The sequence below is a fragment of the Rhizobium ecuadorense genome (genome assembly GCF_001187535.1).
Taxonomy (GTDB): Bacteria; Pseudomonadota; Alphaproteobacteria; order Rhizobiales; family Rhizobiaceae; genus Rhizobium; species Rhizobium ecuadorense.
In genome coordinates this window covers 19,738-38,222 of the sequence record NZ_LFIO01001733.1, presented here as the reverse complement: position 1 = coordinate 38,222, position 18,485 = coordinate 19,738, and the positions used below count along the sequence as shown (strand labels likewise).

Sequence of the window (18,485 nt, the reverse complement as noted above, 5' to 3'; positions counted from 1 at the left end):
ACAATTATCCCGAGATGACCAAGAGTTAATGCCCTTGCCTTCATTCGGTTGGAATTGCGCCCTCTAAGACGATGACATGCTCAATAGCCAAGGAGACAGAATATGCAAGCGGTGCTGATCGCGATGACCATTCTCGGTTGCGACGATTCTATCAGCAAGTGCACCTATATCGCGACCGTGGACAAGCGCTGGGAGACGGTTGCCGCCTGCGATGCCGAAGCCGAACGCCGGCTGAAAACCTATGCCAATGTCAGCTATCCCTCGGTGATCGCGGTCTGCGAGGCACCGAAAGCGCTCGCCGCCGCCGAGCCGCCGAAACCGGCGCCCGTACCGCCGGCCGCACCCGAAGTCGCCGAGCAGCATCCGCAGGGACTGCGTGGTTTTGCCGACGACATTGCTGGAAAGGTCCGCGACCATCTGCCCTCCGGCAGGAGCGTCAAGGACACGCTCGCCAAACCGGTGCATTTCGTCTCCGCCAGCTACTCCTGGGTGGTGACGCGGCTCGCCGATTGAGCAGAGCGCGGCCGCAAACTCATTCAGTTGAAATGTCGCCAGGCCAAACCTGGGCGCCGTGGAGGACGCGAAGGATCCGGATTCGGTCCTCCTGCACGACGTATGCGGCGATATAGGGCGTGCCTGGGATGACCAACTCCCGCGTACCTGCGATCCGTCCCGGTCTTCCGCTTTCCGGAAATTCGACGAGGCGACGAACGGCAAAAACGATTTTCTGGTCGACATGGACTGCCGCCCTTGGATTCTCGATCTCGATTTATGTGAAAATATTATCTCGGTCGGATAAGGCGTACCTGGCCCAGACAAGCCTCACGATCCAGCTACCTGGCTCTTCCGCATTGCGGCCGCGCGCCTCTTCTCGAAGCTAGCCTCGACCTCGGCATCATCAACATCGGCTCGCGTGTCATTGAGAGCTTCAAGGACCTTTCCACGAAACCATGTGTCATAAGCGTCGCTGTTGCTGATAAGTTCGAGCGGCAGAGCCCCCTCATTCGCGGTGCGGGTCAATAAAATGCGGACGACATCCGAGACTGTCAGGCCCATATCTTCCAGAACAGCCGTAGCGCGATCCTTGACGGCAGCATCTATGCGAGTTTGGACGAGCGCGTTTGATGCCATGCGGGGTCTCCTTGGATATGCTTCAATGTAATGCAATTGAATGACATATGCCAGCCAGGATCAATCTTATCCCAGCAGGGGGACGAGCAGTGCGAGCGATTTTTGAATTTATGCAGCCGCTAGCGCCGCATAGACGCGGGCCGATTGCCGCTGTTCGGCGACACAAAGCTTTTCCACCATATCGAGCAGTTCACCGACCGCGCCATGGGCGCCGTCGTGGTGACGAAATTTTTCGAGAAGCCGGCCACAGACGGTACCGAGCACGCTGCCCGGTGCTTTCCTGGCGGCCTCGCGCCACAGCATCGTCGCCTCGACGAAGATCACACTGATGTCCCTGGGCAGACCGGCGGACTCGTAGAGCGCGCGCACGGCATGCATGCGTCCGGTCGCCAGGATCGAGCGCACCCGGCGCTCACCGCACCCCGTCAGATTGACGATCGCTCCGGCGAAGAAATCCACCTTGCCGGCGCAGAGCGCATGCATCAGGAAGGACGGCGTCAGCCGGCCGTTGAGGCGCAGATGTTCGACGAGGTCGGGTATCTCGCGCGGCGCGATGTCGCCGGCGATCGAAACGACAGCGGCCTCGGTCGCCTCGCGGCTGATGCGCTGCAGCCGCTGCAGGCCGATCGCTGCCTGGGCGAGCGGCAGCCCGACCAGCGCATTGCTGACATGCTGGGTCAGCAGCTGGCGGGCATCGGCAGGAAGATCGCTGCGCTCGAGAAGCAGGTTGCGGATGTCGCAGCCGTCGCCGAGCCGCTCGGCGATACGTTTCAGGGATTGGCCGGAGATTGCCGCACCGTCGTTTTCGAGCAGGCAGAGCAGCTCTTCCTCCTCGCCGACCTCCGCAAGCGCTGCGCAAACCGGGCGTGTCACATGCGCTCTCGCCGCGATCAGCATGCGGGTGGCGCCATTGCCGCGCGCGGCGAGATCAACGAGATCGGCATCGCCCAACAGCGGCGAACAGGTCACCGCATGGCAGGCGACCTCAGGCTGGTCTTCGGCGAGCGAAAGGACCAGGCTGCGCGGCGCATCGGGTGACCAGGCGATCGCCTCGGCAAGCGCCAGCCGCACGCGCGGCGACGGATCGTCGAGCAGAAAGGTCATCGCCATCTCGGCCGCCGCCCGTTCGTCCACCGTCATCTCGGACTGCAGATAGGCCCGCCCGAGCGCGTTTGCGGCCCGGGCCCGGTCACCGGTCTTGGCCGTTTCGATCCAACGAAGGAAAGCTTCTACGATCACGCGACGCCCCAGCACTTGAACGCGATTCCCTCGCGTTTCATTCAATGCTGCGACGGTAGCGGCAAAAGGTTTAAGATTGGTTCACCATATTTCTTAAGCCTTTATATGCCTTGCGGCCGATCTAAACCTTCGGCAGGTGCGGCCGCATCATCTCGAAAACATCGCTGCCTTCGCTGTAATCCATGTAGCCCATACGGGCCAAAGGCCGAGCGATCGACATGTCGAGACGGCCATCCCTGACGATCGCCTCGTCAATGCGGATGCCGACCACCTCACCGAAGACGAGGACGTTTTCCGACGGTGTGCCCGACAGCGTCTTCGGCTCGATGATCTCGGTGACCCTGCATTCGAGCACCGCGAAAGCCTCGCCGACATAGGGCGCGTCGATGAGCTCGGCCTGCTTCGGCGTCAGCCCGGCGAAAGCAAATTCGCTCTCGCCATAGGGCAGCGCCGCCGAGGAAAGGTTCATCTTCTCGGCGAGATCGCGACCCACGAAATTGCAGGTGAAGACGCCGGTCTGGGCCGCGTTGCGCTGGCTGTCCTTGCGCCCTGCGGACGAAAACATCACCAGCTTCGGGCGGTCGGCAACGGCATTGAAGAAGGAATAGGGGGCGAGGTTGATCGAACCGTCCCTGCCCTTGCTGCCGATCCAGCCGATCGGGCGCGGCGACACGATCGCCTTGAACGGATCATGCGCCAGCCCGTGCCGGTTCTCGTCGGTGGTGTAAAACATCAGTTCTCCCCGCCGACCCAGGTCACGGTATCGGCAAGCTCCGGCCGCGGCCGCTCGATGGCCGGAAACGTCGTCGAGCCGATGTGGATGAAGCCCGCCACCTTTTCGTCGGGCCCGACGCCGAGCAGCGGATAGGCGCGCTCGTCATAGGCGAACCATTCCGTCAGCCAGTTGGCGACATAACCGCTGGCATTGGCGGCGAGGATGACGTTGAAGCAAAGCGCGCCGGCCGACATCAACTGCTCCCATTCCGGGATCTTGATATGCGGTCCTGCCTTGCTGACGACGGCAACCACCACCGGCGCACGGGTGAAACGGGCGCGCTCGACCTGGATCATCTCTTCGGAAAGCTCGGGTTTCGTCTGAAGTGCCAAGGTCAGAAGCTCTTCGCCGAGGCGGGCGCGCTCATCTCCGCGATAGACGATGAAGCGCCATGGCGCGATCTTGCCGTGATCGGGAACACGCGAGGCAAGACGCAGGATTTCCTCGATTTCGGCCTTCTCCGGGCCTGGTTCGCACATCTGGAACGCGGGGATGGAGCGGCGCACGGCGAGGTAGTCGATCAGCTTGATATCGGATTTCATGCGGGAGAAACTCTCATTTTTATGCTGCTGCAATGGGCGGGTCTTGAATTTGCCATCGCGTTGGTCTTGAAGTGGCCTTTGCGATTTCAGAAGTCAATCGGTTCACGAAACAGATGTTTGGCATTTCGCCTTTTGCACGCATCGGCCTTGCCATTGCCCTGACGATCCTGACGCCTCCAGGCGCCGGCGCTCAGGATGCCTTCAAGGAGTTCAAACAGCTTGAATCGACGTCGAAGATGCCGAAGCTCGATGCTTTCATCGCACCGGGTGCTGCGGCCGAAGGGGTCAAGCTGCGCGACGTGCCGATGGAAGCCAAGCTGACGGCGGACGGCACGCCGGTCGAAGAGGGCCTCTCCTGGTATGTCTTCAGCCCGATCGCCGGAGCCGACGGCAAGCTGCCGCTGATTGCCAGCGCCAAGGGCGGACCCGCTGCCTTCCAGCTCGCTCCCGGCGATTATTTCGTCAACGTCTCTTTCGGCCGCGCCGGCGTCACCAAGAAACTGACCGTGCCCGCTGACGGCGAGGTCGACAAGCAGGTGATGGTGCTCGATGCCGGCGGCCTGCTGCTCAATGCCGTCTCCGGCACCGATGCCCGCATCCGCCCCGACCAGTTGAGCTTCTCGATCTATTCCTCGGAAGTGCGCGACGACGGCGAGCGCGGCCTCGTCGTGGCCGATGTCTCGCCGAACACCGTCGTCCGTCTCAATGCCGGCACCTATCACATCGTTTCCGAATATGGCAGCGTCAATGCCGTCATCCGCGCCGATATCCAGGTCGAAGCCGGCAAGCTGACCGAAGCGACGATCCAGCATCGCGCCGCGCAGGTCACCTTCAAGCTGGTCTCCGATGCCGGCGGCGAGGCGATCGCCGATACGGCATGGTCGATCCTGACAGCGGCCGGCGACAGCGTCGGCGAAAGCGTCAGCGCCTTCCCGACCATGGTTCTCGCCGAAGGCGGATATTCCGCCGTCGCCCGCAACAAGGACAAGATCTACCAGCGCGATTTCACCGTCGTCGCCGGCAGGAATACCGATGTCGAGGTTCTGATGAAGGACCAGCAGCCGCAGCCGCCGGTGAACGACGCGGCCCGCACGGTGCAGCAAGTGCCTGTCGGCACGCCGCCGCCGCCAGGCGTCCAGCCGGCTCCGGTGGCGCCACTCCCGTCCTACGAACAGCTCGCGCCGCAAGGCGGCGACGACTCCAGTCTCGATTGATTGTACCGCAAGCGGTCTCGGCTCAGCCGGGACGGGCGCGCTTCGGCAGCACCGCTGACATGAGAGGCTCATGATAGCGCCGCTGACCGTCCAGACAGGAAGCGTTCCGAGCGCGCGTTCCATCTTTGGCATGGGAAATTCTTTGAAGCGCATTGCAGCGTGTTTATTCGCTGCATGATCGTGACGGCAATATCGCGGCCTTTGATCAGATTTCCGACAGCGCCGTAGCCCGGCGCTGTCGGATAGAGGCGTTTATCAGGCCGCCCTGGCTTTCCTTGCTTCGGCCTTGCGACGGACGTCTGGCGGCGTCGCTTCCAAGGCAAGGCTGTCGACGGCGGCGTCGAGCCCCATCGAAACCTGGTCCTGGCTGCCGAGGCGGCGGATATTGACCGTGCGCTCCTCGGCTTCCTTCCTGCCGCAGACGATGATGACAGGCACCTTGGTGACCGAATGTTCGCGGACCTTGTAGTTGATCTTCTCGTTGCGGAAATCGGTCTCGACGTTGAGACCGGCCTCGCGCAGCGCCTCGGCCACTTCAAGCCCGTAAGCGTCGGCTTCCGAAGTGATCGTCGCGACCACCACCTGCAGTGGCGACACCCAGAGCGGCAGATGGCCGGCGAAGTTTTCGATCAGGATACCGAGGAAGCGTTCCATCGAGCCGCAGATGGCGCGATGGATCATCACCGGCTGCGTCTTTTCGGAGTTGCTGTCGATATAGAAGGCGCCGAATCGCTCAGGCAGGTTGAAATCGACCTGCGTCGTGCCGCACTGCCATTCGCGACCGATCGCATCCTTCAGCGTATATTCGAACTTCGGCCCGTAGAAGGCGCCCTCGCCCGGCAGAATGCCGGTCTTGATGCGGCCCTCGGACTGCGCCTCGATTGTATTCAGCACGTCGGTCATTACGGCTTCGGCGCGATCCCAGAGTGCGTCGGAACCGACGCGCTTTTCCGGCCGGGTGGAAAGTTTGACGACGATTTCCTTGAAGCCGAAATCTTCGTAGACCGACAGGATCAGATCGTTGATCTTCAGGCATTCGGCGGCCATCTGCTCGTCGGTGCAGAAGATGTGCGCGTCGTCCTGCGTGAAACCGCGCACGCGCATCAGCCCATGCAGCGCGCCCGAAGGCTCGTAGCGATGCACCAGACCGAATTCGGCCAGACGGATCGGCAGTTCGCGATAGGACTTCAGCCCGTGCTTGAAGATCTGCACGTGGCCGGGGCAGTTCATCGGCTTCAGCGCAAAGACGCGATTATCGGCTTCCTTGTCTTCCGGATGCGTCATCGCATGCGCCGATTTCACAGCGAACATGTTTTCCTGATACCAGCCCCAGTGACCCGAGGTTTCCCAGAGCGCGGTATCGAGTACCTGCGGCGCGTTGACCTCTTCATAATCGACCGCGAGCCGGCGACGCATATAGGAGACGAGCGCCTGGAAGATGCGCCAGCCCTTGCCATGCCAGAAGACGACGCCCGGGCCTTCCTCCTGGAAATGGAACAGATCCATTTCGCGGCCGAGCTTGCGATGGTCGCGCTTTTCGGCTTCCGCCAGCATGTGCAGGTAGTTGTCGAGATCGGCCTGGTCGGCCCATGCCGTGCCGTAGATGCGGGACAACATGGCGTTGTTGCTGTCGCCGCGCCAATAAGCGCCGGCAACCTTCATCAGCTTGAAGGCCGTGCCCACCTGGCCGGTAGAGGCCATATGCGGGCCGCGGCAAAGGTCGAACCACTCTCCCTGATTGTAAATCTTCAGATCCTGGCCAGCCGGGATGGCGTCGACGAGCTCGACCTTGTACTGCTCGCCCTTGGCGGCAAAGACTTCCTTGGCTTTCTCGCGCGACCAGATCTGCTTGGTGAAGGGCGCATTGCGGGCAATGATCTCCTTCATTTTCTTCTCGATCTTCGGCAGATCGTCGGGCGTGAAGGGCTCGTTCTTGGCGAAGTCGTAATAGAAGCCGTTTTCGATGACCGGGCCGATCGTCACCTGCGTGCCGGGCCAGAGCTCCTGCACGGCTTCAGCCATGACGTGCGCAGCATCATGCCGGATGAGCTCCAGCGCGCGGCCGTCCTTGCGGGTGATGATCTCGATCCTGCCATCGGTGACGGCATCGGAAAGATCCTGCACGGCGCCGTCGAGCGCAATGGCGACTGCGCTCTTGGCGAGCGACTTGGAAATGGATTCGGCGACATCCCTGCCGGTTGCGCCAGCCGGAAAGCTGCGCACGGAACCATCGGGAAATGTCAGGGAAATGGCTTCAGACATCGAAATTCTCCTTGTCCAGTCCCGCCAACGAATGCGGGTGGTTGAAACGCAAGCGCCTCCGTTCTTTGGATGCGCCGCCGCCTGATACTCAGATTTGCGGCGCTAGTAAAGGAGAAGCGAGGCGAAACGAAACACAGCGCCTATCCGCCATAGCTTCCCGCATAGCTCTTGAGAGCCGATTTCAAGGGTTGATCGATTTCATCGTCGATAGACCCATCGTAAAGGCCGCGCCGTGACAGGCTCCTCTTTAGCGCTGTGCGGGTGAAAGGCGAAAAAGCCTTCAACTCATCGGTAATCTGCCTGTCGCCCTGCTGGATCGCGAGAAGGATGTTCTCGGCCGCATTGTCGGAGCTGAAGGTCGCATCGTAAGCATAGGCAAGTCGATAGGCGGCTCTTCGGTAGCCCGCGTCAGCGGCTCGGAGATACCATTTGATGGCTTCTTGCCGGTTGACAGCAATTCCGAGGCCATCGTCGTAGAAACGCCCGAGCGCGAACATGCCGCCGGCCGAATTCAGCTCGGCGGATTTCTTGTAATATTGGAATGCGATAGCCTGGTCTTGATCCTTGCCGTTCTCGTAATACCACGCAAGATTAAGAGCGCCGGCCGCAGATCCCGCATCGGCCGCCTTCTGAAACCAGTTGCGGGCGATGGTCTGGTCCTCTTTGGTGCCAATGCCGTTCTGGTAGTAATAGCCGACGGCGTTCATCGCTTCAGGATATTGCTTGAAGGCCGCCATCATGAACCAGCTGAGCGCCTTGGAGCGATCAATAGGCACGCCCTGCCCATATTCGTACATATCGCCCAGGGAGTATTGGGCTTTCGCATTTCCATAGGCCCCGGCCTTCGTCAGCCATTCCAGAGCCTTGCCGAAATCCTTCAGGTTTCCATCCGCTCCTCGATAGAGAGTCCCGAGCCTGTACATCGCGTCGGCAGATTTCTTGTTCGCCGCGGCTTCGTACCACTCGATCGCTTTCGCATAGTCGCGAACGACCCCATCGCCATCCTCATATTTGATGCCGAGCAGGATCATCGCCGTGGCGTTATCAGCGGCCGCGCCTTTTTCCAGATAGTCGATCGACTTGCCGTCGTCTCGTGGCAGATTGGCATCATTGGCGTACATTTCGCCAAGCTCGGCGAAGGCCTCGATATATCCGTTCTCCGCAGCGGCCTTGAACCAGTGTACGGCTTCTCTCGAATCCTGAGCAGTACCTTCGCCTCTTTCATACATAAGCCCAACACAATATTGGGCCTTGGCCGAACCACTTTCGGCGGCCTTGAAATACCAGGCAAAGGATTTTTTGGCGTCGACAGTCGTACCCGTACCGTCATAGGAACGGTCCGCGACTTCAAGATATGCGTCCTCATCTCCTTCGTTGGCCGCCTTCTGGAACCATTCGAAAGCTTTCACCGCATCCTTCGGAAGACCGCTGCCGTTTTCATAACCGTAGGCAAGGATCCGCATGGCATAGGTGTCGCCCGAAGCAGCCGACTTCTCGAGCCACTTAACACCGTTTTCGACGTCGCGAGGACCACCCGTTCCCATATAGAGCGATTGGCCGAAATGTCGGGCACCGCTTGAATCTCCGAGTTCGGCAGATTTTTCATACCAGATGCGGGCTTCGCCTTCGTCTGCCGGCGCACCTTTACCCTGCTCATATATACTGCCCACATCCGCCATGGCACGGGCATCTCCGCGAGAGGCGGCTTCTTTCATCCAGTACATGGCTTGGTCATAGCGCGGATCGGGCATGTTCAGGAAAAGCCCAGCCTTGCCGCGATAGGCAGCGATTATCCGTTGCGTAATTGCCTGATCCAGCAGGGCCTCTGCCTTCGCGAAGTCTCGCTCCGTTTCCTTGCCCGCGATGTAAACGTCTGCCAGCGTCCTCATCGCGCTGCCGTCGCCAAGCACCACGGCTTTCTCGAGGAGATCGAGCGCCGTCTTTTTCTGCGCCTTGTCCCCATCTTTCAGATAAAATCGAGCAAGGGTCCTCATCCCATCGGCGGAGCCTCTCCGCACCAGATCGTCCAGCATGGTAACAGCGCGTTCGGCGTTCTTTTCCGTTCCAATACCTCTTGTGTAAAGGAATGCGATGTCCGTTATCGCTCTCTCATCGCCCTTTTGTGCTGCGGCTGAAAGCAATTCGAAAGCTCGCTCGGCGTCGACCGAAACACCGACCCCATCCAGATACATCCAGGAAAGCGATCTCTTGGCCGGAACATAGCCCAGCCGTTCTGCAAGTTCGAAATAGGACCGCGCCATGACGAAGTCCTGCGGAACTCCCCATCCCAGCTTATACATCTCTCCGAGATAATCGGCGGAGCGCGGATCGTTTGCTTCTCTTGCCTTCCTCAGCCAGGACAGCGCGGTATTGAAATCGCGCTCACGTCCGAAACCGTAAGCAGATGCCGCCGCCAGATAATCCATGGAGGGAGCGTGCCCCTGGGCCGCCAATTCCTCGAATCCGGCAAGTGCCGGCTCATATTGCTGAAGATTGAACTTGCTGGCGAGCCAGAAATAACGGGCGTCGATGGAGCTTGGTTCTGCCTCCAAATAGGCTTCGCAAGCGGCAAGCGCATCCCGCCAGTAAGCGAGATTGTTGATTTCTACTTCATCACGCGCCAGATGGCGGCACCTGGCGCCGGATGTAAGGTCCGCGCCACTCGCCCAGGTTATGGGAGAATTGACAATGGAGACAACGAGAAGAAGTGACGCGGTTGCGAGATAAGTGAAAAACTTCATTTGCGCGGATTTTCAAAACCAGGAGAGGAAATACACAGATATCCGCGACTTATTCAACTGCAAGTGCATTTTTCAACTCGCGGTGAAAACTTTCAAAGACCGTGCTCTTCCTGCATCTAGAACAGCATGTCCGTCAGGCCGCACACCGTGTTCCAATTGCGCATCGTCCCGATGCCGAGCCGCTTGGTCGTCAGTGCCGAAAGCAATTTGGATTGGCTGGGTTTGCCGGCGAAATCGATCCAGAGATCGCCGCCGACGATGGCGATGCGCTGTCCCTCCGTCATCAGCGGTTTCAGCGCCTCCACCTTCTCAGGATCGACCGGCAGCCTCATCACCCGGACAATGACCTGGTCGCCGCTGCCGTCCCTGAAAGGATTGGTGCCGCAAAGCGCCATCCAGGTGCAGTCGCTGCGCACGATGATATCGACATGTTTGCCGAATTTCTCTTCGAACCCCTCTTCCAGCGCGACCTCGAGTTCGTGCGGCCTGACGTCGTCGGCCTCGAAAACCAGATTGCCGGTGGAAACCAGGGTGCGCGGCTCGCGATAGCCAAGCTCTTTGGCAAGCGCGCGCAGATCTTCCATGATGACGCGGCGGTCGGGCGTCAGGACGATGCTGTGCAGAAGTGCGACGAACATGCCCATGGCCCTCACTCTCTCTTGCGTCCGAGGAAGAAATACCGCCACGGCGTCCACCAGCGGAATTTGTCGTCCAGCATCTCCGGCACCCGGTCGAGGCCGCTGGTGCCGCCGGGGCCGCAGCGGCCGACGCGAAACAGCGTCATCCAGCCGCCGGCCCACAGGCCGTGACGGGCGATCGACTCGTAGCCATATTCGGAGCAGGTCGGGATATGGCGGCAGGAATTGCCGACAAAGCCGGAAAGCGTCAACTGGTAGAGACGGATGAACCCCATGCCGAGCAGACGGTCGGGAGTCTTACGGAACGGACCGGTATAATTGCGGGAAATACGTGCGGCCTTTTCACGCGGCTTGTCGGGCCCGGCGGCGCCACCGTCGTCCTCATCGCCTGCCTGCAGCGCGCAGAACTCGCACATCTCAGTTACGCCTCGACAAACTCAGCCCGATTCGCCTCGATCTGCCCGATCGCATCGACGACCGCATCGAAGGTCAGCATCGTCGAAGCATGGCGGGCCTTGTAGTCCCGCACCGGCAGCAGATAGCGCATGTCCTCGAACCGTCCCTCGGGCCCGGCTCCATCCGCCTTCAACATGGCGAGCATATCCTGGCGTGCCTGGCGCAATTCGCCCGATGTCGCGCCGACGACATGGCGCGCCATGATCGAGGACGAGGCCTGGCCGAGGGCGCAGGCCTTCACGTCATGGGCAAAACCGGTGACGGTATCGCCGTCCATTTTCAGCCAGATCCTGACCTTCGAACCGCACAGCTTCGAATAGGCCTGGGCGCTCGCATCGGCATCCGCCAATGTGCCGGTCAACGGAATATTGCCGGCGAATTCGAGGATCTTGCTGTTGTAGATGTCGTCCATGTTGGATTTCCGCTCCAAAATCGCTGCGGATCGGCCTCAATAAGGGCTGTTATTGTTATTGAAACAAAAAACACACCGTGTCATCTGAGGATACTTACATACGATGGCCGTCTTCCTATATGTATGTCGTTCGAAGGCCATTAAAATGCAATGGCCTCGTGTAAGTTTGATTGGGAAACCGTGCCGGACAGGTGTTGAATGCACCTCGAAAGCCCCGGAGCCTGCCAAAGGTGCATGAATTCCCGCATGGGATTGACCAGTGGCGATTCCGACAGATGGGTCCGCGGTGCGGACCAGGAGACCATTGTTCATGGACGCCATCGTTAAGAACTTTCCGCAGACGAACCGCGATTCCGATCGCCCCTCCCAGCAGGAGGCGGAGGAAGCCGTTCGCGTCCTGCTGCGCTGGGCCGGTGAGAACCCGGCGCGCGAAGGCCTGATCGAAACGCCGGCCCGTGTCGTCAAATCGTACCGCGAGCTTTTTTCCGGTTACGACATGGCGCCGGAAGACGTGCTCGGCCGCACTTTCGAGGAGGTCGCCGGCTACGACGACATGGTCCTCGTCAAGGACATTCCGTTCTTCTCGCATTGCGAACACCATATGGTGCCGATCATCGGCAAGGCGCACGTCGCCTACATGCCTGATGGCCGTGTGCTCGGCCTGTCGAAGATTGCCCGTGTCGTCGAGATCTATGGCCGCCGCCTGCAGACGCAGGAAACGATGACGGCGCAGATCGCCCGGGCGATCGACGATACGCTCAACCCACGTGGTGTCGCCGTGATGATCGAGGCCGAACATATGTGCATGGCGATGCGCGGCGTTCAGAAGCAGGGCTCGACCACCTTGACGACGACGTTTACGGGTACGTTCAAGACCGAGCCGGCCGATCAGGCCCGTTTCATGACCATGGTGCGGAGCCGCTGATACCGGCTCCCTCAGGAGGGCCGCGATGAGTCAACTGATCTTCAATCAACCATCCGAAGACAAGTCGGCCTTGGAAGACGCCGGCGATTTCACGCCGCGATTCGACGACCGCGGCCTGATCACCGCGATCGTCACCGACGCCGGCGATGGCGAACTGCTGATGGTGGCGCATATGAACGCCCAGGCGCTGGCGCTTACCATCCAGACCGGCACGGCCCATTATTTCAGCCGTTCGCGCGGCAAGATATGGAAGAAGGGCGAGACCTCGGGCAATCTCCAGACGGTCAAGGAAATCCGCACCGATTGCGATCAGGACGCCATCTGGCTGAAGGTCGAGGTCGCCGGCCATGATGCCACCTGTCACACCGGCCGCCGCTCCTGCTTCTATCGCACGATCACGCTTCAAGACGGGAAGCCGATGCTCGATATCGTCGACGACGAGCGTCATTTCGATCCGCAGGACGTTTACGGAAAATAGGCTCGGAAACAGAGTCGGAATTTCCCGGCATCTGCTCCTTATTGCGCCAGAAGTCGCCTCTATATACCATTTGGAAACTGATCGGGCACACTATCGAAACCCAAGTGTTCTGCTGGGAGGGAGAGCGCCATGCTGAGCTGGAATTTGCATCGTCAAAGCTCCGAAGGCGAGGGTTCCGGTTCCGGCATGTCGACCACGATCGAGACGATCCCGCCTCCAGCTCCCGTCAAAAGAATCAAGATCGCACTCGCACTTGGCGGTGGAGCGGCCCGCGGCTGGGCCCATATCGGCGTGCTGCGCGCCCTTGACGAGGCAAAAATCGAGATCGGCATGATTGCCGGCACTTCGATCGGCGCGCTGGTCGGCGGCTGCTATCTCGCCGGCAAACTCGATGAACTCGAAACTTTCGCCCGCTCGCTGACGATGCGGCGCATCGCAAGTCTCCTCGATCTCACCATCGGCGGCAGCGGCCTGTTCGGCGGCATGCGGCTAACCAAGCGCATGCAGGAACATCTCGAAGGCCTGAACGTCGAAGATCTCGACCGGCCGTTCGTCGCCGTCGCCGCCGAGGTCAATACCGGCCATGAGGTCTGGATCGCCAATGGTTCGCTGATTACGGCGCTGCGCGCCTCCTATGCCCTGCCCGGTATTTTCGAGCCGGTACGCAGCAATCACCGCACGCTGGTCGACGGCGCGCTGGTCAATCCCGTTCCCGTCTCCGTTTGCCGCGCCTACGAGCAGCCGCTGGTCGTCGCCGTCAATCTCAATTACGATCTCTATGGCCGCTCGGCCGTCGTCCGGCACAATGCCAGCCTCTCGCCCCAGGAAGTGCAGAAGCAGGAAGAGGCGCCCTATGCCCGTCTCGGCATGACCGGCGTCATGGTGCAGGCCTTCAACATCATCCAGGATAGGATCGCCCGCGCCCGCCTTGCCGGCGACCCGCCGGATATTTCGCTGCAGCCGCGTCTGAGCTATATCGGCCTTTCCGAATTCCACCGCGCCGGCGAGGCGATCGAACGCGGCTACGAGGAAGCGAGAGCCAGGCTCCCCGAAATCAAACGCATGCAGGAAATCTACGCCAGCCAGCCCTGACGCCCAGCCCCTTACACTTTGCCCAGAAGCGCGTCAGCGTTTTGGGGCAACGATCAGCCAAACGCGCCGGGGAAAACCTCAGCCCGCGATATAGGCCTTGATTTCCTCGGTCTCGCGCTCGACTTCGGCGATGCGCGATTTCACTACGTCACCGATCGAGATGATGCCGGCAAGCTTGCCGTTGCTTTCCACCGGCACGTGGCGGAAACGGCGGCTGGTCATCAGCTCCATCAGCTCGTTGACGGTCGTCTCTTCATGGCAGCGGTAGACCTTCGCGGTCATCACCTGGGCCAGCGACTGGTCGAGGCCGTCCTTGCCATATTTGGCGATGGCATGCACGAGATCGCGCTCGGTAAACATGCCGGAAATCCGGTTCTCCATGCCGACGACAACGATAGCGCCGATCTTTTTCTTGCTAAGGATGACCGCCGCTTCGGCGACGGTGGTATTCGGCCCGGCGGTAAATACGTCCCTGCCCTTCAGGTCGAGAATTGCTTTGACTGAACTGGTCATTCGAACCTCCTATGTCCGTGAAACACTTGTCACAGGCATCCGCGGCGGTTTCTCCCCCCATCGCGGATAGGTCGATGGTGCACTGACCGGCTCAGGATTGCAACACATCCTTCTGCGTATCGGCGGCTTCCGTGACAGGTGGGCGCGGCGCCCGGTCGAACAGCGAAAACAGCAGGAAACCGAAGACGAAACCGCCGATATGGGCGTCCCAGGCAATGGCCTGATCGCTGTCGCCGACGAGCGGGATGCCGACGGCGATCAGGGCGTTGCCGACCAGCCAGAGCAGCATGAAAATGACGACGGTGCGGCTCCGCAGCGCCTCGACGATGGAAAGCCGGGCATTGAGATGCGCAGGCAGCATCGGCCGCCGTTCGGCCGGAAAGGCGAATCGGCAGGCAGCCCCCATCAGCCCGGAGATGACGCCCGACGCGCCGATCAAAAGCGTCACATCCCCCCAGTTCAGGACCGCGTGCAGGGCCGCCGACGCGATGGCTGAGAAAAGCCAGAAGAGCACGAAACGCAGCGTCCCGATGCGGCGCACGACCGGCGCGCCGAAGGCCATCAACCAGAAGCCGTTGAAGACGATATGCTGGACGCTGCCATGCAGCAGCGAATAGGTGACGGGCGTCCAGAACAGCTCCGGCCCCTGCTGCGACAGCGGAATTACATAGCGGGCGGGCACGAAGCCGAAGGTGAAGAACAGCCAGCTCAGCGCATCGTCGGAGAGCACGAGTTCCTGCACCGCATAGATGACGACAAGCAGGCAAAGGCTGAAGAACAGCGCCGGCGGAAGGTTGAAGACCGGCTCGCGCGGCGGTTTTGCCGGCGGCTGGACCTCGAAAGGTTCGGGCGCCTTATGCGGCTCGACCGTCTGCTCATTCATTTCACTATCGCCTCGTTGAGGCCACAGCCATACAGGAGCACCTGTCAAAAAAAAAGCCGTCCGAAGTGCCGGACGGCATACCGGGATCTCCAGGAAAGACCTTGGCCCGGGCAGGTTGTGCTGAACTTCGAAAGTCGAAGCGATGGCGCGACAGTGTCACGATAGGCGCCGCACCTCAACCGAAACCCTTTCTTAACCTTAACCGCCCCGAGTTGGCATGAAATCCGCAAGGTAGAGCCTGTAGGGCAATGAGTGCCCGAAAATGATCCGGAATGGGACAGGTTGGTGAAAAATGCGTGTGCAAACGACCATCGAAATTTTTGACTATTGGAACCGTATCCGCGGCGCAGCCGATGCGCCGCTGAAATCGCAGGTCGAACCCTCCGCCGTCCCCCATTTACTTCAAAGCCTGTTCATCCTTGAGATCCGCGAGGAAGGCGACATCGGCTTCCGGCTCGCCGGCACCCGCATCTGCGATCTGTTCGGGCGGGATCTGCGCGGCGCACGTTTCTCCTCACTCTGGGCAAACGGCCAGCACGCCGACATCGAACGCACGGCGATGGGCGTCATGGACCACGCCATGCCGACCCTGTTCAACGCCACCGGCTACAGCACTGTCGGACATCAGGCCTCCTTCGAGATCATCATGATGCCGCTGCGCTCGCCGGGCGGCGTCTGTGACCGGCTGCTCGGCGCGATCGCACCCACGGCGGCCGCGAGCTGGCTGGAGATCGTACCGCTCGAATTCCTGGCGCTCGACCGCAGCCGTCTGCTGCCCGGAAAATTCGGCAATGCTGAAGCCGCTGAGCTGCGCCCGATCAACGAAATCGTCGCCGGCAGAAGCGCCGGTTTCGGCCAGGTCATGCGCCGCATGGTGTCGCAGCTGCTGACGAGTGCGGAGGCGCGCTGACAGTCCCGTTTCAGGACATCGGGCATACTCGTTTTCGGCTATATGAGAATGAGGCAAAACAACCTTCTGTTAATGGATTGCGGGTAATGATCGGTCTCTCAGATTTCATAAAGAAGCCTTTTGATGCACTCGTTCCAGCCAGCTCAGACGCAAAGACCTGCGCCGCGCCCTGAACAGGGCGTTTTTCAGCGTGTGCCCATCAATATGCAGGGCCGGCTGATGCTTGCGAACTACGAGGAGTTCGAATGCATGGTGATCGACATGTCGCCCGGCGACATGTACGTCACCTGCCTTGGCCGTCCCCGCGCCAACGAACGGGTCGTCGCCTATATCGACCATCTCGGCCGCGTCGAAGGCTATGTCCAGACGATCGATGGCCGCGGCTTCACCATGTCGATCAATGCCACCGAGCGGAAGCGGGAGAAGCTCGCCGCCCAGCTCACCTGGCTTGCCAACAAACATGAACTCGGCCTGCCGGAAGATCGTCGCCATGACCGTCTGACGCCGCGCGATACAAATACCGAACTGACGCTCGAGGACGGTACGCGTTATACGTGCCGGATCATGGACCTTTCGCTGTCGGGCGCCGCCGTCGATGTCGAGATGCGCCCCTCGATCGGAACCGCGGTGCGGCTCGGCAACATGCGCGGCCGCGTCGTGCGCCATTTCGTCGAAGGTGTGGCGATCGAATTCCTGTCGATTCAGTCCCGCGAGACGCTGCGCGAATTCCTCTAAGAGACCGCGGCTGACGGTGCCGCGAAGTGCTTGCCGGGCGCGCACCCGGTCGGGTCGCGTTGAAAAGCCCCGGTTTCACGGCAGGAGATCTGCCTGCGGCAACGAATCCGGCTTCGGAAAGCAGGCGCCAAATCTTGTCGCAAGTCGTTCCAACCATTCAGCTATAGATATTATGAGTAGAACAACCTGCGACAGGCAGAACGATGTCAGCTCTCTATCCGGAAATCGAACCCCATGATCATGGCCTGCTCGACACCGGCGACGGCAACCTGATCTACTGGGAGGCCTGCGGCAATCCGGCGGGCCGGCCGGCGCTGGTACTGCACGGCGGGCCGGGCTCCGGCTGTTCGACGACGGCGCGGCGCCTTTTCGATCCCGACGCCTACCGAATCATTCTGTTCGACCAGCGCAATTGCGGCCGCAGCCTGCCGAGCGCCGCCGATCGCAAAACCGATCTCTCCCTCAACACCACCTGGCATCTCGTCGGCGATATCGAGCGGCTGCGGGTCTTCTTCGGTATCGACACCTGGCTCGTTTTCGGCAATTCCTGGGGCTCGACGCTGGCGCTCGCCTATGCCGAAACCCATCCGCAGCGTGTCGCCGCGATCGTCCTATCGGGCGTGACCACCACGAGGCGCTCGGAAATCGACTGGCTCTGTCGCGGCATGGCGCCGCTCTTTCCTGAGGAATGGCACCGTTTCCGCGAGGCGGCTTTTTCAGGCGGCCAGGGACAAGATCAGGATATGGTTGCCGCCTATCATCGTCTGCTCAACCATCCCGACTCAGAGACGCGGCTGAAAGCGGCCCGCGACTGGCATGATTGGGAGGCGGCCTCGATCCTGCTCGCCGATCCTGAAGGGTTGCCGCGCCGCTGGGCCGATCCGGCCTATCTGCTGACGCGTGCCCGCATCATCACCCACTATTTCGTCAACGGCGCCTGGTTGGAGGACGGCCAGCTTTTGAACAACGCCGGGCGGCTGACAGGCATCCCGGCGATCCTGCTGCAGGGGCGGCTCGATATCGAGGCGCCGCTCGTCACCGCCTGGGAACTGGCCCGCGCCTGGCCGCAAAGCGAGCTGCAAATCCTTCCGTATGCGGCCCATTCCACGGCAAATCCCGATATGAGCGCCGCGATCGTCGCCGCCACCGATCAATTTCGCGATTTCCAGCAAAAATAATTTTACCGCCGAAAACTGAAATCCGAACGATCGTCTGCTTTTGACCGGGCCGAATCGCCCGATTCCGGCTGCATTGCCAGCCCATCGCGCGGCGCCGAACCGCGGCCGGCCTTTATCCGGCTCAGCGAAAATCCTTAACGCCCAGGCGGAAATGCAAGCTTTTCCCAGTCGAAAGCCTTGCTGCGGCAGGTACAATTTTAATCGATTTCGAGACAAATGCGCGTCGAATTTTACGCGCATTCGAGATTGTTTTTAGCCAGATTTTATCGGCATTTGAATCAACTAAGCCTTTAATTCTATTGCGTAATTTTCCGTGAGATAAAAACGTACGTGTCATTGTCGCCTCAACTTACGGGGAGAC

At 60.5% G+C, this 18,485-nt stretch carries 21 protein-coding genes; 8 read left to right on the top strand and 13 right to left on the bottom strand.

Annotation, left to right across the window (positions count from 1 at the left end):
- Positions 1–102: 102 nt before the first annotated feature.
- On the top strand, positions 103–513 hold the full coding sequence (locus tag AF337_RS33420; RefSeq protein ID WP_049735409.1) for a hypothetical protein: 411 nt from the start codon (positions 103–105) through the stop codon (positions 511–513).
- A gap of 19 nt (positions 514–532) precedes the next feature.
- On the opposite strand, the gene AF337_RS41295 is transcribed toward AF337_RS33420, so the two are convergent.
- The 5 genes from AF337_RS41295 to AF337_RS33395 form a co-directional block, all read right to left on the bottom strand.
- Positions 533–769 (bottom strand): type II toxin-antitoxin system RelE/ParE family toxin, encoded by a 237-nt coding sequence (locus tag AF337_RS41295; protein WP_244471370.1) that lies wholly within the window; start codon positions 767–769, stop codon positions 533–535.
- A 53-nt stretch (positions 770–822) separates the two neighbouring features.
- Positions 823–1,131: a type II toxin-antitoxin system RelB/DinJ family antitoxin gene (locus AF337_RS33410; protein ID WP_049735407.1), complete on the bottom strand. Its 309-nt coding sequence runs from the start codon at positions 1,129–1,131 to the stop codon at positions 823–825.
- Positions 1,132–1,239: 108 nt separating this feature from the next.
- Positions 1,240–2,385, bottom strand: a complete 1,146-nt coding sequence (locus tag AF337_RS33405) for a DUF2336 domain-containing protein (protein ID WP_049735406.1) — start codon at positions 2,383–2,385, stop codon at positions 1,240–1,242.
- Positions 2,386–2,491: 106 nt separating this feature from the next.
- Positions 2,492–3,103 carry a flavin reductase family protein gene (locus AF337_RS33400; RefSeq protein WP_049735405.1) on the bottom strand — a complete coding sequence of 204 codons (612 nt, stop codon included), beginning with the start codon at positions 3,101–3,103 and terminating at the stop codon, positions 2,492–2,494.
- Positions 3,103–3,687 (bottom strand): nitroreductase family protein, encoded by a 585-nt coding sequence (locus tag AF337_RS33395; RefSeq protein ID WP_049735404.1) that lies wholly within the window; start codon positions 3,685–3,687, stop codon positions 3,103–3,105. The genes AF337_RS33400 and AF337_RS33395 overlap by 1 nt, the downstream gene beginning before the upstream one ends.
- A gap of 113 nt (positions 3,688–3,800) precedes the next feature.
- Here AF337_RS33395 and AF337_RS33390 point away from each other — a divergent pair, with 113 nt between their 5' ends.
- Positions 3,801–4,901: a hypothetical protein gene (locus AF337_RS33390; RefSeq protein ID WP_049735617.1), complete on the top strand. Its 1,101-nt coding sequence runs from the start codon at positions 3,801–3,803 to the stop codon at positions 4,899–4,901.
- Positions 4,902–5,156: 255 nt separating this feature from the next.
- Here AF337_RS33390 and thrS read toward each other — a convergent pair whose 3' ends face one another.
- The 5 genes from thrS to AF337_RS33365 all read right to left on the bottom strand — a co-directional run bounded on the left by thrS (position 5,157) and on the right by AF337_RS33365 (position 11,410).
- On the bottom strand, positions 5,157–7,163 hold the full coding sequence (gene thrS, locus AF337_RS33385; protein WP_049735403.1) for a threonine--tRNA ligase: 2,007 nt from the start codon (positions 7,161–7,163) through the stop codon (positions 5,157–5,159).
- A gap of 140 nt (positions 7,164–7,303) precedes the next feature.
- Entirely contained in the window at positions 7,304–9,904 is a 2,601-nt protein-coding gene (locus tag AF337_RS33380) for a tetratricopeptide repeat protein (RefSeq protein ID WP_049735402.1), read from the bottom strand.
- Between the two features lie 116 nt (positions 9,905–10,020).
- Complete coding sequence (locus AF337_RS33375; RefSeq protein ID WP_049735401.1) at positions 10,021–10,548, bottom strand: DUF1697 domain-containing protein; 528 nt, start codon at positions 10,546–10,548, stop codon at positions 10,021–10,023.
- Positions 10,549–10,553: 5 nt separating this feature from the next.
- Positions 10,554–10,958 (bottom strand): membrane protein insertion efficiency factor YidD, encoded by a 405-nt coding sequence (gene yidD / locus AF337_RS33370; RefSeq protein WP_049735400.1) that lies wholly within the window; start codon positions 10,956–10,958, stop codon positions 10,554–10,556.
- 5 nt (positions 10,959–10,963) lie between these two features.
- Complete coding sequence (locus tag AF337_RS33365) at positions 10,964–11,410, bottom strand: iron-sulfur cluster assembly scaffold protein (RefSeq protein ID WP_049735399.1); 447 nt, start codon at positions 11,408–11,410, stop codon at positions 10,964–10,966.
- A 310-nt stretch (positions 11,411–11,720) separates the two neighbouring features.
- On the opposite strand from AF337_RS33365, the gene folE reads away from it, so the two are divergent.
- From folE to AF337_RS33350, 3 genes are all read left to right on the top strand, one after another.
- Positions 11,721–12,335 carry a GTP cyclohydrolase I FolE gene (gene folE / locus AF337_RS33360; protein ID WP_049735398.1) on the top strand — a complete coding sequence of 205 codons (615 nt, stop codon included), beginning with the start codon at positions 11,721–11,723 and terminating at the stop codon, positions 12,333–12,335.
- Positions 12,336–12,360: 25 nt separating this feature from the next.
- Positions 12,361–12,813, top strand: coding sequence for a phosphoribosyl-AMP cyclohydrolase (gene hisI / locus AF337_RS33355; protein WP_049735397.1), 453 nt, complete (start codon positions 12,361–12,363; stop codon positions 12,811–12,813).
- A gap of 129 nt (positions 12,814–12,942) precedes the next feature.
- Positions 12,943–13,905 (top strand): patatin-like phospholipase family protein, encoded by a 963-nt coding sequence (locus AF337_RS33350; RefSeq protein ID WP_049735396.1) that lies wholly within the window; start codon positions 12,943–12,945, stop codon positions 13,903–13,905.
- A 78-nt stretch (positions 13,906–13,983) separates the two neighbouring features.
- On the opposite strand, the gene AF337_RS33345 is transcribed toward AF337_RS33350, so the two are convergent.
- The gene (locus tag AF337_RS33345) at positions 13,984–14,418 is read right to left on the bottom strand and encodes a CBS domain-containing protein (protein WP_049735395.1); all 435 of its coding nucleotides are present in this window, start codon (positions 14,416–14,418) and stop codon (positions 13,984–13,986) included.
- Positions 14,419–14,509: 91 nt separating this feature from the next.
- Positions 14,510–15,301: a rhomboid family intramembrane serine protease gene (locus AF337_RS33340; protein WP_049735394.1), complete on the bottom strand. Its 792-nt coding sequence runs from the start codon at positions 15,299–15,301 to the stop codon at positions 14,510–14,512.
- A gap of 292 nt (positions 15,302–15,593) precedes the next feature.
- Between AF337_RS33340 and AF337_RS33335 the strand changes: the two genes are divergently transcribed.
- The 3 genes from AF337_RS33335 to pip all read left to right on the top strand — a co-directional run bounded on the left by AF337_RS33335 (position 15,594) and on the right by pip (position 18,124).
- Positions 15,594–16,211, top strand: coding sequence for a PAS domain-containing protein (locus AF337_RS33335; protein WP_049735393.1), 618 nt, complete (start codon positions 15,594–15,596; stop codon positions 16,209–16,211).
- 123 nt (positions 16,212–16,334) lie between these two features.
- Positions 16,335–16,946 carry a PilZ domain-containing protein gene (locus AF337_RS33330; RefSeq protein ID WP_049735392.1) on the top strand — a complete coding sequence of 204 codons (612 nt, stop codon included), beginning with the start codon at positions 16,335–16,337 and terminating at the stop codon, positions 16,944–16,946.
- 203 nt (positions 16,947–17,149) lie between these two features.
- Positions 17,150–18,124 carry a prolyl aminopeptidase gene (pip, locus tag AF337_RS33325; protein ID WP_049735391.1) on the top strand — a complete coding sequence of 325 codons (975 nt, stop codon included), beginning with the start codon at positions 17,150–17,152 and terminating at the stop codon, positions 18,122–18,124.
- Between the two features lie 121 nt (positions 18,125–18,245).
- Here pip and AF337_RS42955 read toward each other — a convergent pair whose 3' ends face one another.
- A complete protein-coding gene (locus AF337_RS42955; protein WP_152971323.1) occupies positions 18,246–18,461 on the bottom strand; it encodes a hypothetical protein in 216 nt (71 codons plus the stop codon).
- Between the last annotated feature and the right edge of the window lie 24 nt (positions 18,462–18,485).

Coding starts and splice junctions, on each gene's coding strand:
- AF337_RS33365 (WP_049735399.1), bottom strand. CDS start 11,410: ATGGACGACATCTACAACAGCAAGATCCTCGAATTCGCCGGCAATATT.
- pip (WP_049735391.1), top strand. CDS start 17,150: ATGTCAGCTCTCTATCCGGAAATCGAACCCCATGATCATGGCCTGCTC.
- AF337_RS33390 (WP_049735617.1), top strand. CDS start 3,801: ATGTTTGGCATTTCGCCTTTTGCACGCATCGGCCTTGCCATTGCCCTG.
- AF337_RS33400 (WP_049735405.1), bottom strand. CDS start 3,103: ATGTTTTACACCACCGACGAGAACCGGCACGGGCTGGCGCATGATCCG.
- hisI (WP_049735397.1), top strand. CDS start 12,361: ATGAGTCAACTGATCTTCAATCAACCATCCGAAGACAAGTCGGCCTTG.
- yidD (WP_049735400.1), bottom strand. CDS start 10,958: ATGTGCGAGTTCTGCGCGCTGCAGGCAGGCGATGAGGACGACGGTGGC.
- AF337_RS33330 (WP_049735392.1), top strand. CDS start 16,335: ATGCACTCGTTCCAGCCAGCTCAGACGCAAAGACCTGCGCCGCGCCCT.
- AF337_RS33345 (WP_049735395.1), bottom strand. CDS start 14,418: ATGACCAGTTCAGTCAAAGCAATTCTCGACCTGAAGGGCAGGGACGTA.
- AF337_RS33350 (WP_049735396.1), top strand. CDS start 12,943: ATGCTGAGCTGGAATTTGCATCGTCAAAGCTCCGAAGGCGAGGGTTCC.
- AF337_RS33420 (WP_049735409.1), top strand. CDS start 103: ATGCAAGCGGTGCTGATCGCGATGACCATTCTCGGTTGCGACGATTCT.
- AF337_RS33395 (WP_049735404.1), bottom strand. CDS start 3,687: ATGAAATCCGATATCAAGCTGATCGACTACCTCGCCGTGCGCCGCTCC.
- AF337_RS33340 (WP_049735394.1), bottom strand. CDS start 15,301: ATGAATGAGCAGACGGTCGAGCCGCATAAGGCGCCCGAACCTTTCGAG.
- AF337_RS42955 (WP_152971323.1), bottom strand. CDS start 18,461: ATGACACGTACGTTTTTATCTCACGGAAAATTACGCAATAGAATTAAA.
- AF337_RS33380 (WP_049735402.1), bottom strand. CDS start 9,904: ATGAAGTTTTTCACTTATCTCGCAACCGCGTCACTTCTTCTCGTTGTC.
- AF337_RS33335 (WP_049735393.1), top strand. CDS start 15,594: ATGCGTGTGCAAACGACCATCGAAATTTTTGACTATTGGAACCGTATC.
- thrS (WP_049735403.1), bottom strand. CDS start 7,163: ATGTCTGAAGCCATTTCCCTGACATTTCCCGATGGTTCCGTGCGCAGC.
- folE (WP_049735398.1), top strand. CDS start 11,721: ATGGACGCCATCGTTAAGAACTTTCCGCAGACGAACCGCGATTCCGAT.
- AF337_RS33375 (WP_049735401.1), bottom strand. CDS start 10,548: ATGGGCATGTTCGTCGCACTTCTGCACAGCATCGTCCTGACGCCCGAC.
- AF337_RS33410 (WP_049735407.1), bottom strand. CDS start 1,131: ATGGCATCAAACGCGCTCGTCCAAACTCGCATAGATGCTGCCGTCAAG.